This window comes from Neisseria sp. P0022.S010 (assembly GCF_051956635.1).
Genome location: NZ_JBQCXF010000012.1, coordinates 23,964 through 40,617, shown reverse-complemented (window position 1 = coordinate 40,617; position 16,654 = coordinate 23,964). Strand labels below are relative to the sequence as shown.

At 46.2% G+C, this 16,654-nt stretch carries 12 protein-coding genes; 4 read left to right on the top strand and 8 right to left on the bottom strand.

The window, feature by feature from the left end; translation table 11 throughout:
* From aceE to yhbY, 3 genes are all read right to left on the bottom strand, one after another.
* On the bottom strand, nucleotides 1–1,957 hold a 1,957-nt coding region (aceE, locus tag ACTHUT_RS02930), incomplete at its 3' end, for a pyruvate dehydrogenase (acetyl-transferring), homodimeric type (RefSeq protein WP_440418671.1).
* 592 nt (nucleotides 1,958–2,549) lie between these two features.
* Nucleotides 2,550–3,977: a tetratricopeptide repeat protein gene (locus ACTHUT_RS02925; RefSeq protein ID WP_440386401.1), complete on the bottom strand. Its 1,428-nt coding sequence runs from the start codon at nucleotides 3,975–3,977 to the stop codon at nucleotides 2,550–2,552.
* 219 nt (nucleotides 3,978–4,196) lie between these two features.
* Nucleotides 4,197–4,484: a ribosome assembly RNA-binding protein YhbY gene (gene yhbY, locus ACTHUT_RS02920; protein ID WP_049323205.1), complete on the bottom strand. Its 288-nt coding sequence runs from the start codon at nucleotides 4,482–4,484 to the stop codon at nucleotides 4,197–4,199.
* 112 nt (nucleotides 4,485–4,596) lie between these two features.
* Here yhbY and rlmE point away from each other — a divergent pair, with 112 nt between their 5' ends.
* Nucleotides 4,597–5,217 carry a 23S rRNA (uridine(2552)-2'-O)-methyltransferase RlmE gene (gene rlmE, locus ACTHUT_RS02915; protein WP_150537380.1) on the top strand — a complete coding sequence of 207 codons (621 nt, stop codon included), beginning with the start codon at nucleotides 4,597–4,599 and terminating at the stop codon, nucleotides 5,215–5,217.
* A gap of 70 nt (nucleotides 5,218–5,287) precedes the next feature.
* On the top strand, nucleotides 5,288–7,249 hold the full coding sequence (gene ftsH, locus ACTHUT_RS02910; RefSeq protein ID WP_440386402.1) for an ATP-dependent zinc metalloprotease FtsH: 1,962 nt from the start codon (nucleotides 5,288–5,290) through the stop codon (nucleotides 7,247–7,249).
* A gap of 103 nt (nucleotides 7,250–7,352) precedes the next feature.
* On the opposite strand, the gene tpx is transcribed toward ftsH, so the two are convergent.
* The 3 genes from tpx to trpS all read right to left on the bottom strand — a co-directional run bounded on the left by tpx (nucleotide 7,353) and on the right by trpS (nucleotide 9,524).
* Entirely contained in the window at nucleotides 7,353–7,847 is a 495-nt protein-coding gene (gene tpx, locus ACTHUT_RS02905; RefSeq protein ID WP_440386403.1) for a thiol peroxidase, read from the bottom strand.
* Between the two features lie 42 nt (nucleotides 7,848–7,889).
* Nucleotides 7,890–8,429: a hypothetical protein gene (locus tag ACTHUT_RS02900; RefSeq protein WP_188211696.1), complete on the bottom strand. Its 540-nt coding sequence runs from the start codon at nucleotides 8,427–8,429 to the stop codon at nucleotides 7,890–7,892.
* Nucleotides 8,430–8,513: 84 nt separating this feature from the next.
* Complete coding sequence (gene trpS, locus ACTHUT_RS02895; protein WP_440386404.1) at nucleotides 8,514–9,524, bottom strand: tryptophan--tRNA ligase; 1,011 nt, start codon at nucleotides 9,522–9,524, stop codon at nucleotides 8,514–8,516.
* Nucleotides 9,525–9,783: 259 nt separating this feature from the next.
* Between trpS and clpB the strand changes: the two genes are divergently transcribed.
* Both clpB and ACTHUT_RS02885 read left to right on the top strand, forming a co-directional pair.
* Nucleotides 9,784–12,357 (top strand): ATP-dependent chaperone ClpB, encoded by a 2,574-nt coding sequence (gene clpB / locus ACTHUT_RS02890; RefSeq protein WP_440386405.1) that lies wholly within the window; start codon nucleotides 9,784–9,786, stop codon nucleotides 12,355–12,357.
* 227 nt (nucleotides 12,358–12,584) lie between these two features.
* On the top strand, nucleotides 12,585–14,570 hold the full coding sequence (locus ACTHUT_RS02885; RefSeq protein WP_440386406.1) for a site-specific recombinase: 1,986 nt from the start codon (nucleotides 12,585–12,587) through the stop codon (nucleotides 14,568–14,570).
* A gap of 62 nt (nucleotides 14,571–14,632) precedes the next feature.
* Here ACTHUT_RS02885 and clpP read toward each other — a convergent pair whose 3' ends face one another.
* Together clpP and tig are read right to left on the bottom strand one after the other, a co-directional pair.
* The gene (gene clpP / locus ACTHUT_RS02880) at nucleotides 14,633–15,253 is read right to left on the bottom strand and encodes an ATP-dependent Clp endopeptidase proteolytic subunit ClpP (protein WP_049349799.1); all 621 of its coding nucleotides are present in this window, start codon (nucleotides 15,251–15,253) and stop codon (nucleotides 14,633–14,635) included.
* Between the two features lie 90 nt (nucleotides 15,254–15,343).
* Complete coding sequence (gene tig / locus ACTHUT_RS02875; RefSeq protein WP_070837884.1) at nucleotides 15,344–16,654, bottom strand: trigger factor; 1,311 nt, start codon at nucleotides 16,652–16,654, stop codon at nucleotides 15,344–15,346.

Below are 16,654 nucleotides of genomic sequence, written 5' to 3'. Positions count from 1 at the left end.
TCAAATCTGCTTGAATATGGCTGTGGCCGTCTTCGTGTTGCAGACCTTCACCGTTCAGCGTTGTACGGCCGGCAGTACCACCCAACAGGAAGCCGCGTGCGTGCATATCGCCGGCAGCCCATGCCAAGTCGCCGATACGTTGGAAACCGAACATAGAGTAGTAGATGTAGAAAGGAATCATCGCAAAGTTGCTGTTGGCGTAGCTGGTTGCAGCAGCGATCCAGTCAGCCATTGCGCCTGGCTCGTTAATACCTTCTTGCAAGATTTGACCGTCGACGGATTCTTTGTAGAACATCAGTTGGTCTTTATCTTGAGGGGTGTATTGTTGGCCTTTAGGGTTCCAAATGCCGTATTGGCGGAACATACCTTCCATACCGAAAGTACGGCTTTCGTCAGGAACGATAGGTACAACGCGTTTGCCAATTTTTTTGTCTTTCAGCAAAGTAGACAGGATGCGAACGAAAGCCATGGTGGTGGAGAATTCACGGTCACCGCTGGATTTCATTTGGGCATCAAATGCTGACAGTTCAGGCACTTCCAGAACGTCTTGGGTAGGGTTGCGTTGAGGCAGGTAGCCACCCAAAGATTCGCGGCGTGCATGAAGGTATTTGTATTCTTCGCTGTCAGGAGCAAAAGTCAGGTAAGGCAGGTCGCCACTGTCGATTTGCTCGTCAGTCACAGGAATATCAAAGCGGTCACGGAATTGTTTCAGAGATGCTTTGTCCATTTTTTTGGCTTGGTGGGCAACGTTTTGACCTTCGCCGGATGCGCCCATACCGTAACCTTTAATGGTTTTTGCCAAGATTACAGTAGGTTTGCCGTTGGCGTGGTTCGCAGCGCGGTCGTAAGCGTTGTACACTTTTTGAGGGTCATGACCACCGCGGTTCAATGCCCAAATTTCGTCATCAGTCATATCGGCGACCAATGCTTTCAGTTCAGGCGTATTGAAGAAGTGTTCGCGAACGTATGCGCCGTCTTTGGATTTGTAAGTTTGGTAGTCACCGTCCAAGCACTCTTCCATACGTTTGCGCAGGATGCCATCTTTGTCTTTTGCCAAGAGGCGGTCCCAACGACGACCCCAGATGACTTTCACAACATTCCAGCCGGCGCCGGCAAAGTTGCCTTCCAGTTCTTGAATGATTTTGCCGTTACCGCGTACTGGGCCGTCCAAACGTTGCAGGTTACAGTTAATGACGAATACCAAGTTGTCCAAGCCTTCGCGTGAAGCCAGAGCAATAGCACCTTGGCTTTCAGGTTCGTCCATTTCGCCGTCGCCACAGAATACCCATACTTTACGGCCTTTGGTTTTGGCCAGGCCGCGAGATTCCAAGTATTTCAGGAAGCGTGCTTGGTAAATCGCCATCAATGGGCCCAGACCCATAGATACGGTTGGGAATTGCCAGAAGTCAGGCAACAGGTGAGGGTGAGGGTAAGAAGGCAAACCTTTACCGTCAACTTCTTGACGGAAGTTGTTCAGCTGGTCTTCAGTCAGACGGCCTTCAACGAAAGCGCGTGCGTAGATGCCAGGGGCAACGTGGCCTTGGAAGAATACCAAATCGCCTTCTTCGCCTTCGCCTTTAGCTTTCCAGAAGTGGTTGAAGCCGACTTCGTACATGGTCGCAGCAGATTGGAAAGATGCAATATGTCCACCCAATTCCAAATCTTTTTTACCTGCGCGCAAAACGATAGCGGCAGCATTCCAACGAACGAATGCACGGATGCGGTGTTCGATGTTTTGGTCGCCAGGGATGCCTTTTTCGTCTTCAACGGAAACGGTGTTCAAGTATGGAGTAGTGGTGCCGTGAGGCATACGGATGCCTTTGTCACGGCTGTATTTGACCAAACTTTCCAGCAGGTATTGGGCGCGTTCGCTACCTTCATATTCTAAAACAGAGCTTAACGCGTCTAACCATTCTTTGGTTTCAATTGGGTCAACATCGTGTAATTGGGTGGACATAATATCTATCCTTGTGTTGAGTGTTTTTCAATGACGGAGTAGTACCCCGATATTTTCGTTTATCAACAAATGTGAGTTAAAAACGAAAATTCCTAGAGTCAAATTCGAAAAAAGTTTTAATTACTGAAATATTTTCAATACGTTATAACCGTTGATAAAAAATCAGAAAGAATTGAACTTTTTACAAACCAGCTAACCTGCAAATGCTATCAGTAATTGGGCAAACTGGCAAATTGTGCTGTAGATATTGATAGGATTTAGACGTTGAAATTAGGATTTTTTTAAAGAGTTATGGAGCTTGTTTTTAAATCGGGATATTGAGTGGATACAGTAAAAAAGTATCAGATATTTGAGTAAATGGATTCGTATACGAAAAATATTTTTCAAATTTTGTTGTAAATAGAAAATTAAATTTAGATTATCTGGTCTTTTACAAAGAGAATAGGTCGTCTGAAGACTCTAAAGAGATTAAGGAGAAATGGGATTTGAGGATGGCGATTGTTGAGGAAGGGTAAATGAAAAAAATGACATGTACAGGCTACTTTAGCGCTGACATGTCATTTATGTAGGAAGTTAGAATTTCAGACGGCCTTTAATCGGTAGAGCCTTTTTGAGCGAATTGCTTCCATTGAGTCAAAAGCTCTTTGAGAACGTCTTGCTGTTCATGTCCATGTTGGATGGCTTCTTGCAGCCAGAAGCAAGCATTGTTGATGTCTTTTTTTACACCCATGCCGTGATAATACAGGCAGGCAAGATTATATTGAGCCATCGTGTCTCTTTGTTTGGCCGCTGCTTCAAACCATTTTGCAGCTTGGGCGTAGTCGACAGGTACACCTTGTCCGCAGTAATACATCATGCCAAGATTGGTTTGGGATTTGCTGTGCCCACGTTCTGCGGACTGATGGTATAACTCCAGTGCTTCAGCGTAATTCTGTTTGCGTTTTAAGCCATAGTGTGCTGCAAATGCCAGCTTGTACAGACGCTCGGCTTCCTGACGTTGGAGGGCGATTTCTTTGGTTAGCTCATAGTTTTGCTGGTTATTCAATGCGCTGTCAGACAGAAGTTTTTGGTAAGCGGCAAGATTGCCTAAATCAGCCGAGCGTTGATAATATTGACGGGCGGTGTCTGCATCAACTGCTCGTCCCAATCCGTAGCGATAGATATCACCTAAAAGACGCAAACCTTCCGGATCATTTTGATCCGCAGCAAATTTAGCATGCTGATAGGCCTTTTGAGGGTCTCGTTCGGTGTTTTTGCCTAGGAGATAGATTTCGGCAAGTGCTACATTCGCATTGCTGTCACCTTGTGCAGCAGCTTTTTCAAACCATTCCAATGCTTCAGCAGGATTTGATGCGGCTAAGAGTTCTGCAAGAGAAGTTTGCGCTGGAACAATGTCGTAATCGGCGGCAATACGTAAATGTTCGATTGCTTTTTCAGGATTTTGTGCGACACCTTGCCCCAATTTGTATTGGAGACCGAGTTGCCAGTGTGCTGCAATAAATCCCTGCGCAGCAGATTGTTGATAAAGTTTATGAGAATATTCCAAATCAGAAGAGCTGGAATATTGGTAATGTTGGGCTAAGAAGTATTGTGCCTGAGGATTTTGCTGTTCGGCAGCTTTCAATGCCCATTTGACTGCTTCTTGGTCATTGCCATTATCTGCATATAAACGCATGAGGCGTAGTTGTGCTGGGGCTAATCCTTCTTCAGCAAGCTCTTGATAGGCTGCAATGAGCTTTTCTATTTCTATTCCATTATTTTCTTGTAACTGGAGAAGATTATAGCGGGCATATGGATGACCAGCTCTTGCAGCTTGCTTTAAATATTCAACTGCAATTGCTAAATCTTGCGCATTTTCGTGGTGTTCGATCAGGCATCCTGCTAGCTGAAATGCGGCCTCAATATGCCCGGCTTCTGCTGCCTCGCAGAGCAATGGGATGGCTCGTGCAAAGTCAGGAGGGTCTTGAGTGATTAATTTTTCTGCTAGAAGAAAAGATTCTTCATATTGTTGAGCATTCATCGTTTTTTATGTTTATGAAGGATTCAAGGATAAAATAATCGGCCGACAGGGTGCGGCCGTTATGATTTTGTAATTTTGGGGTTATTTACAAAAACAGGCAACCGTATTTGTATTTTTATACTTAGAATGATGGAATAAATTGTTTTATGCTGCATAAATACAACAGAAGATGGAACAAAGTGGGTTGAGAAAATACTTCTGCTGTTTGTTCAGTTCGAATTACTCTTCGTCCGGTTTTTTACGCCATAAAACAAGTAATTTACCAATGTGTTGAACCAGTTGGGCACCCAGTGTTTCACACAGGGCATTGCAAATTTCAATACGTTCTGCACGGTCATCGCCAAAAACGCGGACTTTAATCAATTCGTGTGCTGTCAATGCGGCGTCGGTTTCTTTAATGACAGAGTCAGTCAAACCTTGTTGGCCAACCATAACAACGGGATGGAGGTGGTGTGCCTGGGCTTTCAAGGCCAAAATTTCTTTGGTGCTTAGTTTGTTGTCGCTCATTTTGATAAGTATCCAATTAAAAAGAATAATGGCTATATTGTACGCGATTTAGAACATTTACGGGGGAAATAACGTACAATACTGGTTTTAAACTTAAGCATTTCAAACCAAGATGGCTGTACGCTCAAAATCTTCAAAAGCATGGCTGCATGAGCATGTCAACGATCATTATGTCCATATGGCACAAAAGGATGGATATCGTGCCCGAGCGGCTTATAAATTATTAGAAATCAATCAGAAAGATAAATTGATCAAGCCGGGTACGGTCTTGGCGGATTTGGGTAGTGCACCGGGTAGTTGGTCGCAGGTGGCAGCCAAGCTGGTCGGTAAAACAGGGGCGGTGTTTGCTTTGGATATTTTACCGATGGATGCGATTGAAGGCGTTTCGTTTATTCAGGGTGATTTTCGAGAAGATGCTGTTTTGGAGCAGTTTGAAGCCTTATTGGATAATCGCCCGTTAGACCTTGTAATCTGTGATATGGCACCCAATATGTCAGGCAATGCCGTAACAGACCAGGCACGCAGTTTTTACCTGTGTGAACTGGCTTTGGATTTTGCCTCGCAGCACTTGAAACCCGGAGGCAGTTTTTTGGTGAAGGTGTTTCAAGGCGCGGGCTATCAGGAATATACGGCGGCAATGCGCGAAATTTTTGCCAGTGTGCAAACTCGAAAGCCGGATGCTTCCCGCAATCGTTCCAGTGAGATTTACCTATTAGGCAAAAATAAACGCTGACAATGTAGGGTGGGTGCTTTAAAATTCTTTCCCTTGATTTTATTTATTTTGTAACCATGGAGCCTGTTCAGTGGGGAATACCATTAAAAACATATTAGTCTGGGTAGTGGGTGGTGCTATGCTTTTAGCAGCATTCAATGCACTCAGCGATAAGCAGGAAGATAAACAGCAAATCGAATATTCTCAATTTATTCAGCAAGTTAATAGTGGCGAAGTATCCAATGTCAATATCGAAGGATCTGTTGTCAGCGGCTATCTGATTAAAGGTGAGCGCACCGATAAAACTGCCTTCTATACCAATGCGCCTTTGGATGACAACTTGGTTAAAACACTGTTGGACAACAAAGTACGCGTCAAAGTGACTCCGGAAGAAAAACCAAGCATGCTGGCCAGTCTGTTTTACAGCCTGCTACCTGTTTTGTTGTTGATTGGTGCATGGTTCTACTTCATGCGCATGCAAAGCGGCGGTGGCGGTAAAGGCGGTGCCTTCTCTTTTGGTAAAAGCCGTGCGCGTTTGTTGGATAAAGATTCCAATAAAGTGACTTTTGCCGATGTTGCCGGTTGTGATGAGGCAAAAGAAGAAGTACAAGAAATCGTAGATTATTTAAAAGCCCCCAATCGTTATCAAAGCTTAGGCGGTCGTGTGCCGCGCGGTATTTTGTTGGCAGGTAGCCCCGGTACGGGTAAAACATTACTGGCCAAAGCGATTGCCGGTGAGGCAGGTGTACCATTCTTCAGTATTTCAGGTTCTGACTTTGTAGAAATGTTTGTCGGTGTCGGTGCGAGCCGTGTCCGCGATATGTTCGAGCAGGCCAAGAAAAACGCACCATGCATCATCTTTATTGATGAAATTGATGCGGTCGGCCGTCAGCGCGGTGCCGGTTTGGGCGGTGGCAATGATGAGCGTGAGCAAACATTAAACCAATTGTTGGTTGAAATGGATGGTTTTGAAAGTAATCAAACCGTTATTGTGATTGCAGCAACCAACCGTCCTGATGTACTTGACCCTGCATTGCAGCGTCCAGGCCGTTTTGACCGTCAAGTCGTTGTTCCATTGCCTGATATTCGTGGCCGTGAGCAAATCTTGAACGTCCACGCTAAAAAAGTGCCTTTGGATGCATCTGTAGATTTGACTTCTTTGGCTCGTGGTACACCTGGTTTTTCAGGTGCAGATTTGGCAAACTTGGTCAATGAAGCTGCTTTGTTTGCCGGTCGTCGCAATAAAGTTAAAGTTGATCAAAGCGACTTTGAAGATGCGAAAGACAAAATCTATATGGGTCCTGAACGCCGCAGCATGGTGATGCATGAAGATGAAAAACGTGCGACGGCCTATCATGAGGCCGGTCATGCAATCGTAGCGGAAAGCCTTCCATTTACCGATCCGGTTCACAAGGTAACCATTATGCCGCGCGGCCGTGCCTTAGGTTTGACTTGGCAACTGCCTGAGCGTGACCGTATCAGCATGTACAAAGACCAAATGTTGAGCCAGATCTCAATTTTGTTCGGCGGCCGTATTGCTGAAGATATTTTTGTCGGCCGTATCTCTACCGGTGCCTCTAACGACTTTGAGCGTGCAACTCAAATGGCACGCGAGATGGTAACGCGTTATGGTATGAGCGATAAAATGGGGGTGATGGTTTATGCTGAGAACGAAGGTGAAGTGTTCTTGGGTCGCAGCGTGACCCGTTCTCAAAATATTTCCGAGAAAACCCAACAAGATATCGATGCGGAAATCCGCCGTATTTTGGATGAGCAATATCAAGTGGCTTACAAAATCTTGGATGAAAATCGCGATAAGATGGAAACCATGTGCAAAGCACTGATGGATTGGGAAACCATCGATCGAGACCAAGTTTTGGAAATTATGGCCGGTAAACAGCCTAGCCCGCCTAAAGATTACAGCCACAATGTCCGTGATGACAAAGTAGAAGAGCCTGAAGCGCCTGTTGCTGAAGCTGCTGAACCTGTTGAGCAACATGAGGTTCAGACTGCTGAATCAGTAGAAGCAGAAAAAACAGATAAATCTGTATAAGGTTTGAAACAGAAAACGGTAGCTTTTAAGCTGCCGTTTTTATTTTGAGGATAAGCTAAAGGCCGTCTGAAAATTTTCAGACGGCCTGATTTTATTTGGTTAATTACAAAACGGCCAAAGCAGCTTCGTAGTCAGGTTCATTCGCAATTTCAGAAACCAACTCAGCGTGGAGAACTTGGTTTTGCTCATTCAAAACTACCACTGCACGGGCAGTTAGGCCGCGTAATGGGCTTTCTGTCAGTGTAACACCGTAATCGTTAGAAAAGCTGCTGCGGAATGTAGAAAGTGTTACTACATTTTCCAAACCTTCTGAGCCACAGAAGCGGGCTTGTGCAAACGGTAAATCAGCAGAAATGCACAAGACGACGGTATTGTCCAAAGACGAGGCACGTTTGTTGAAAGTGCGGACGGACTGGGCGCATACGCCGGTGTCAATGCTAGGGAAAATATTCAGCACTTTGCGTTTGCCTGCAAAGTCAGCCAATGATTTCTCAGATAGGTCTGCTGCTACCAATGTGAAATCAGATGCAACTTGGCCGATAGCGGGCAAATTACCGTTTGTAGAAATAGGTGATCCTTGGAAAGTAACTTGAGCCATGATTCAGTCCTTATATCAGGGGTAAAATGGATGGGCAGGGTTTTAGTAATGACGGCGGCGGAAATAGAACATGCCTTCGCTGTCAATTTCCAAAATATAGCGGCCGTTTTGAACGGCGGCATAACCGCTTTTGCCTTCGGTATAAGGCTGTAAAGCAGCGTGTGAAATCAGATAGTCGGTCAGTTTGCCGCCGTCTTGGGCAATATTGTCCACCATTTTTGCAAAGGCAGTGTGGCAGACGCCGTTGGCTGACCATCCGGCTGAAACGCCTTTTTCATTTTTTTCCATGCATTGGCCGCTGATGACTTCTAAGTCGTTAGGGTGCTTGCCAATCAGATTGATAACGCCGCCCTCTATGCCGTTAATCGGATAGGTGCGTTGTTTTTTACCTTCTTTAGTTTCGCCTTCTTGAGCTGTACCTAAATCCAAACCGGCTATGGCTTGTTCATCGATGTATTTGACTTTAAAGGTAGGTTTAGGCGCTTTGCCTGAAGCAGCATCATTGGCGGCAGTATCTTCAGACTTGCCGCCGCAGGCAGCCAATGAAAGGCTGAGCAAGATAAGAGGAAAGGTTTTTTTCATATGAGAAACCCTAGAAAAATGATTATATTTCAAATAATAAACGATATTATGGCCGTCTGAAATTTTCAGACGGCCTTACTATTATTATTTCAACGGACGAATACCTACTGCATCGCGTACTTTATCCAACAATTCGCCTGCTTCTTTACGCGCTTTTTGTGCGCCGGCCTGCAAAATATCTTCAATTTGAGAGGGTTTGGCTGTCAACTCATTGTAACGCTCGCGCGGTTCTGCGAGTTCGGCATTGATTTTTGCGCCCAAGAGTTTTTTGGCTTCGCCCCAAGCAAGGCCTTCGGCCAGCATTTGTGTGAATTCGGCAGTTTCAGACGGCGTAGAGAAGGCTTTGTAGATTTCAAACAGAGGACTTTCATCAGGCTGTTTCGGCTCGCCGGGTTCTTTCATATTGGTGATGATTTTGTTGACCGATTTTTGGGTTTTTTTATCGTTTTCCCAAAGCGGAATGGTATTGCCATAGGACTTGGACATTTTGCGTCCATCCAAGCCGACCAAAAGTTCGACATTTTCATCGATTTTTACTTCGGGCAGGGTGAAGAGTTCTTGGAAGCGGTGGTTAAAGCGTCCGGCAATATCGCGCGCCATTTCGACGTGTTGGATTTGGTCGCGACCGACAGGTACTTCATGGGCATTGAACATAAGGATGTCGGCAGTCATAAGGATAGGGTAGCTGTATAGGCCCATTTCCACGCCATGATCCGGATCTTCCTGACCGTTTTCGGTATTTGCCTGTACTGCGGCTTTGTAAGCGTGTGCGCGGTTCATCAGACCCTTTGCAGTAATACAGGTCAGAATCCAGTTCAATTCCATTACTTCGGGAATATCGCTTTGACGGTAGAAAGTGGTCTGTTCCGGATTGAGTCCGCAGGCGAGCCATGTAGCGGCAACAGCTTGAGTAGATTGATGAATCATTTCCGGCTCATGACATTTGATGATGCCATGATAGTCGGCCAAAAAGAGGAATGATTCGGTATTGGCATCCTGCGCCGCGCGGATAGCCGGGCGGATGGCGCCGACGTAGTTGCCCAAGTGCGGAATGCCTGTTGTGGTAACGCCTGTTAAAACTCGTTTTTTGCTCATGAAAGTATCCTTCGGCGCAAAGGCCGTCTGAAAATTAATATGTTGCCGATTATACCTGATTCTTCTTGATTTTTCAGACGGCCTTTTACGTATGGGGCAAATGGAAAAGAAAAGTTATACACATAAAATTATAAAAATAAATCAATATAAAACAATAATATAAATAAAATTTACTATTTAATGAAAAAATAACTCTTGAGTTATCCACATTTGCGCCTATATAGGCTTCAACAGAAATATATTTGTAGAGGAACGTAAAATGAGATTTGATAAATTGACTGCTAAATTTCAGCAAGCTCTGCAAGAAGGTCAAAGCCTGGCTTTGGCTGCGGACAGCAGCTATCTCGAGGCCGGCTTTATCTTAAAAGCATTGCTTGATGATCAAAACAGTGGAGCTGCTGCGTTACTGGCTCATGCAGGTGTGAATGTGCCTCAGGTGAAACAGCGTTTGCAGCAACATTTGAGCAGCCTGCCGAAAGTGTCCGGCCAGGGTGGCGATATTATGCCCAGCCGTGAGCTGCAAGCTGTATTGAACCTGATGGACAAGGCTGCAACCAAACGCGGCGATGCCTATATCGCCAGCGAACTTTTCCTGTTGGCTTTGGTGCAGCAGAATGATGCGACCGGCAAAATCTTGAAAGATGCCGGCGCAACCGAACAAAACATCAATGCCGCAATTGATGCGGTAAGAGGAGGACAAAACGTGAACGATGCCAATGCTGAAGACCAACGCGATGCGCTGAAAAAATACACGCTCGACCTGACTCAACGCGCCCGTGACGGTAAGCTCGACCCTGTTATCGGCCGTGATGATGAAATCCGCCGTGCGATTCAGGTATTACAACGCCGTACCAAAAACAACCCTGTGCTGATTGGTGAGCCTGGTGTGGGTAAAACCGCTATTGTTGAAGGCTTGGCGCAACGTATTGTTAATGGCGAAGTGCCCGAATCCCTGCGCAACAAACGCCTGCTGGTTTTGGATTTGGCGGCATTGATTGCCGGTGCGAAATACCGCGGCGAATTTGAAGAGCGCTTGAAAGGTGTGTTGAATGATTTGGCGAAAGACGACGGCAACACCCTGATTTTCATCGACGAAATCCATACTTTGGTCGGCGCGGGTAAAACCGACGGCGCGATGGACGCGGGCAATATGCTGAAACCGGCTTTGGCGCGCGGCGAATTGCACTGCATCGGCGCGACCACCTTGGACGAATACCGCCAATACATCGAAAAAGATGCGGCACTCGAACGCCGCTTCCAAAAAGTATTGGTCGGCGAGCCCAGCGTAGAAGACACAATCGCCATCCTGCGCGGTTTGCAGGAACGCTATGAAATCCACCACGGCATCGACATCACCGACCCCGCTATCGTTGCCGCAGCGGAGTTGAGCGACCGCTACATTACCGACCGCTTCCTGCCCGACAAAGCGATTGATTTGATTGACGAAGCCGCCAGCCGTATCAAAATGGAGTTGGACAGCAAACCCGAGCAGATGGATAAACTCGACCGCCGCATCATCCAGCTCAAAATGGAAAAAATGCACGTTGCCAAAGAAAGCGACGACGCCAGCAAAAAACGTTTGGAACTGATAGACGAAGAAATCGACGGTCTGCAAAAAGAATATGCCGATTTGGACGAAATCTGGAAAGCCGAAAAAGCCGCGTCTTCCAGCACCGCCGACATTAAGAAACAGATGGACGACATCAAAGTCAAAATCGAGCAGGCCAAACGCCAAGGCGACTTTGCCCGCGCGTCCGAACTCGAATACGGCGAGTTGCCGAAATTGGGCGCACAGTTGCAAGCTGCGGAAAGCAATCCTGACGGCAAAAAACAAAACAAACTTTTCCGTACCGAAGTTGGCGCGGATGAAGTGGCTGAAATTGTTTCCCGTATGACCGGCATTCCTGTGTCAAAAATGATGGAAGGTGAACGCGACAAGCTGCTGAAGATGGAAGAAGTATTGCACCGTCGTGTGGTTGGTCAAGACGAAGCCGTACGTGCTGTGTCCGACGCTATCCGTCGCAGCCGTTCCGGTTTGGCCGATCCGAATAAACCTTATGGCAGCTTCTTGTTCTTAGGCCCGACCGGTGTGGGTAAGACCGAATTGTGTAAGGCATTGGCAGGCTTCCTGTTTGACAGTGAGGATCATCTGATTCGTATCGATATGTCCGAATACATGGAAAAACATGCTGTTGCCCGCTTAATCGGTGCACCTCCCGGCTATGTCGGCTACGAAGAAGGCGGCTACCTGACCGAACAAGTCCGCCGCAAACCGTACAGCGTGATTCTTTTGGACGAAGTGGAAAAAGCCCATCCAGACGTGTTCAACATCTTGCTGCAAGTTTTGGATGACGGCCGTTTGACCGACGGACAAGGTCGTACAGTGGACTTTAAAAATACTGTTATCGTCATGACTTCCAATATTGGTAGCCAACATATCCAACAAATGGGTACTCAGGACTACGAAGCAGTAAAAGAAGTTGTGATGGAGGATGTGAAAGAACATTTCCGTCCAGAAATGATCAACCGTATTGACGAAGTCGTCGTGTTCCACGGTTTGGATCAGGCCAATATCCGCAGCATTGCGAAAATCCAGCTTAAAGGTTTGGAAAAACGTTTGGAAGCGCAACATCTGCATCTGAAAGTCGATGATGCTGCCTTGGATCTGATTGCCAAAGCCGGTTTCGACCCTGTGTATGGTGCCCGTCCGCTCAAACGCGCTATTCAGTCTGAAATCGAAAATGCGCTGGCAAAAGCCTTGCTTGAAGGCAAATATGCGCCCGATAGCACAATCCATGTTAAAGAAGAGGGTGGTAAACTCTTGTTTGCATAGGATTAAATTAATGTAGTATGTTGTTGTAACAGGCCGTCTGAAAGAATTCAGACGGCCTTTCTTGATTATTGATTCATATTATATAATTGTTATGTAATTTGATTATTCTTTGAATTCTAGGGAAATTGATCAAAATCTTATACCTTAGTTTGATAAAGAATACGCTATAATCCGACTTGTTTACCAAGGTTCTTGCTAAATACCTAATTTAATGTAATAATACTACAATGCAAAAACTGACTAATCAAAATCTTCACATTATTTTGTCGGAGCGCTTAAACGATACCGACTTTGTTCTTATCCTCAATGCCTTAATCAAATTTTTGCGCCGGGGAGGCAAAAAGAAGGCCTCCGAACGTTTTGATTTGATTTTATCTACGTTAAAACAAGATGATGCTTTATGCCGTCAATTCAGCCTGCGCTTTTATACTTGGCTGTCTAAAGTTCACATTTATCCTGCGCTGATTAAGCTGGGTATTTTCTCGCGCCATAGTTTTACCCGGGAAATGGGCATACGGATTTATGAGCGGTTCAGCCCGTCTTATAAAGATTTTTCCAACTTGCGCGAAGTATTTTTATATCTTTTTCATTCTGAAAACGATGATAAATGGTTGCAAACACTGAGTTTGCGACAATGGCTGGGTATGTATGAATTGTTGTTGGCTAAGGCGGATCCCGCTTTGCTTCAGACGGCCAGCCGACAATTGACAGATGCACGTTTGCGTGCGGTAGAAATGTTGTCCATCTGGATTGCTTCCGAAGCGATTGAGCCGGATTTAATACGGATTGCCCCCCGTTTGTTGGAAGCGGATTCTGCATTTGTCGCTTTACAGCGCGAAGTTGCGAAGATGGTGGAACATTATCGCCATAGTGAAGAAACTTATGACACGGCGCACTTGGAGGTTATGTTTGACCAGTGTGAAAATCAAATTGACTATTTGCGCCGTCGTGGTACCGGAGCAGGGTCTGGTTCGTCAGTAAAAGTTGCCCACTTGCTCGAACGCCTGCAACAAACCATAGACCGCCTGAAATTGTTGACCAATATTCAAATCGAAACCAGCCGCACCCGCTTAACTGTCAATCTGATGAATGCGATGATTTATGCGGCGGTGGAGCAATACAGCACCAGCCACTTGCGTAAAAGCAGTATCCGAATGCTGGCACGCAGTATTACGGAAAACAAAAGTCATCATGGTGAGCATTACATTACGCGCAACCGTAGCGAATATTTCAAAATGTTTTATTCCGCAGCAGGCGGCGGCGTAATTATTGCTTTGATGGCATTGAATAAAATCCATATTGCGTCTTTGGGGTTTGGCGAATTTACTACTGCATTCTTAGCCGGGCTCAATTATGGTTTGGGCTTTATGTTGATTCATATGTTGCACTGCACCGTTGCAACCAAGCAGCCTGCCATGACGGCAGCGAGCTTTGCCGAACAGGTGGACTCGAATGAAGGCAGCAAAGCGGTGGACAATAAATTGGCTAAACTGCTGATTGACGTGTGCCGTTCGCAAAGTGTTGCCGTATTTGGTAATGTATCGATTGCTGTATTATTGGCGGCGGGGATCGCTTGGGGCTATGCCTACACGCATGGCCATCCCTTGTTGAATGAGGTGGTTACAGCCTACCAGCTTAAATCTATTGAGATTTTTACTCAGCCAACCTTATGGTATGCCGCTATTGCCGGTGTATGGTTGTTTTGTTCAGGGATTATTGCCGGCTTCTTTGACAACCGTTCCGATTATCTGAACCTGCGTCAGCGCCTGCCGTTTAATCCGTTTTTACGAAAAATCATGCGCCCGCAGCCGCGCCGCCGTTTGGCCGCTTATATTCATAAGCATTACGGCTCGCTTATGGGCAATTTTATTTTCGGTATGCTTTTAGGCATGACCGGCTATTTTGGCCATCTTTTCGGCTTGCCGCTGGATATTCGCCATGTGGCGTTTTCTTCGGCAAATTTAGGTTATGCCGCGATCAGCGGCCATGCAGATGTATTCACGTTTATACTCGGCTTGGCAAGCGTATTGGCAATCGGTATGGTAAATTTAGTGGTCAGCTTTTCTTTGGCTTTGGCTGTTGCGCTCCGCTCCCGCGGTACGCGTTTGGGCAGTATACGCAATCTGCTGAAAAGTTTTTGGAACCAAGTAAAAGCCAACCCTTTGATTTTGCTGTATCCGGTTCAAGTGAATAATAAAGACAATACGAAGTAGGATTGGAGAAAGGCCGTCTGAATATATACGTTCAGACGGCCTTTGATTTAAACCGATAAAGATTAGGCTTGTAGAGATTCGCGGTTTTCCAAAACTTGGTCAATCAAACCGTATTCTTTGGCTTCATCGGCAGACATATAATTGTCGCGATCGGTATCACGTTCCAAATCGGCCAAATCGCGATCACAATGTTTGGCAAGCAAGCGGTTCAGTTTCTCTTTGATTTTCAGCAACTCTTTAGCGTGAATTTCAATGTCGGAAGCCTGACCGGCCAAGCCGCCGCTGATGAGCGGTTGGTGAATCATGATGCGGCTGTTGGGCAGGGCAAAGCGTTTGCCTTTTTCACCGGCAGACAACAAGAATGCGCCCATGCTTGCCGCTTGGCCCAAGCATAAGGTAGAAACATGAGGCTTGATGAAGTTCATGGTGTCGTAAATCGACATACCGGCAGTAACCGAACCACCCGGTGAGTTGATATAGAAGAAGATGTCTTTATCTGGATTTTCACTTTCCAAAAACAGCAGTTGCGCGACAACCAGATTGGCAGATTCGTCTGTTACCGGGCCGACCAAGAAAACGATGCGCTCTTTCAAAAGGCGTGAGTAGATGTCGAATGCGCGCTCGCCGCGACCGCTTTGTTCGATAACGGTAGGGACAAGGTAGTTATTGAAATCGAAGGACATTTTTGTCTCCTGTTAATGATGGAAAAGCACCAAAGCCATTTAAAGCGCTTCGGTGCTTTTGATTGTCTGTTTCAGACGGCCTTAGAGCAATTAAGCTTGTGCGCCCATTACTTCGTCAAAAGACAGCGCTTTTTCGGTTACTTTAGCTTTGCTCAGAACGAAATCAACAACGTTGCTTTCTACTGCCAAAGAAGTCGGGCCTTGCAGGCGGGAAGGCTCTGCGTAGTACCAGTCGATAACTTCTTGAGGATCTTCGTAGCTTTCTGCGAAGTTGGCAACAACGGCTTTGATTTGGTCTTCAGTTGGCTCAAGTTTGTTTTCTTCAACCAATTTAGCCAAAATCAGACCCAAAGCAACGCGGCGTTCTGCCTGTTCTTTGAACATATCCAAAGGCAGATCCAAGTTGGCAGCGTCAGCCATACCTTGGTTAACGAAGTTTTGTTTCATTTCGTTTGCCAAGCGGGCCGCTTCTTCGTTGACCAAAGCAACAGGAACTTGCAAGTCAGTCGCTTTGAGCAGGGCGTTCATGACAGATTCTTTGGTTTGTTCACCGATGCGGCGTTCAACTTCACGGCCGACGTTTTTCTTCACTTCTTCACGCATTTTGGCAACGTCGCCGTCTTCAATGCCCAGAGCTTTAGCAAAGTCAGCGTTAACTTCAGGCAAGGTGGCTTCAGAAACGTTGTTCAGAGTGATGGTGAATACGGCAGATTTACCGGCAACATCTTTACCGTGGTAGTCTTCAGGGAAGTTTACGGTAACGTCTTTGCTTTCACCGGCTTTCATACCGACAACACCGGCTTCGAATTCAGGCAACATTTGACCTGCACCCAATACGAAAGCGTAGTTTTTAGACGCGCCGCCGGCGAAAGGTTCGCCGTCGATTTTGCCTTCGAAGTCGATGATGACGCGGTCGCCGTTTTGGGCTTCGCGGTCAACATGGTTGAAACGGGTGCGTTGTTTGCGCAGGATTTCTACAGTTTGGTCAACTTCGGCATCGCCAACGGTTGCAGTTACTTTTTCTACTTCTTGGGCAGACAGGTCGCCGATGGTTACTTCGGGGAAGACTTCAAAAATAGCGGCAACTTTGAAAGACTCTTGATCGTCTTGTTCTTCAACGGCTTCAAAGCGTGGGTAACCGGCAACTTTCAATTCTTGAGCAACGGCAACATCGTAGAATTCGCGTTGTACCAATTCGTTGATAACGTCGTTTTGTGCGCTTGCGCCGTACATTTGGGCAATCATTTTGAACGGTGCTTTACCCGGACGGAAGCCATCAATTTTTGCGCGGCGTTGGGTTTGTTTCAGTTTTTTCTCAGTTTCTGCGTTGATTTTGGACCAAGGCAGAGACAATACTACTTTGCGTTCCAGATTTTCTAAAGTTTCAACAGTTACGCTCAT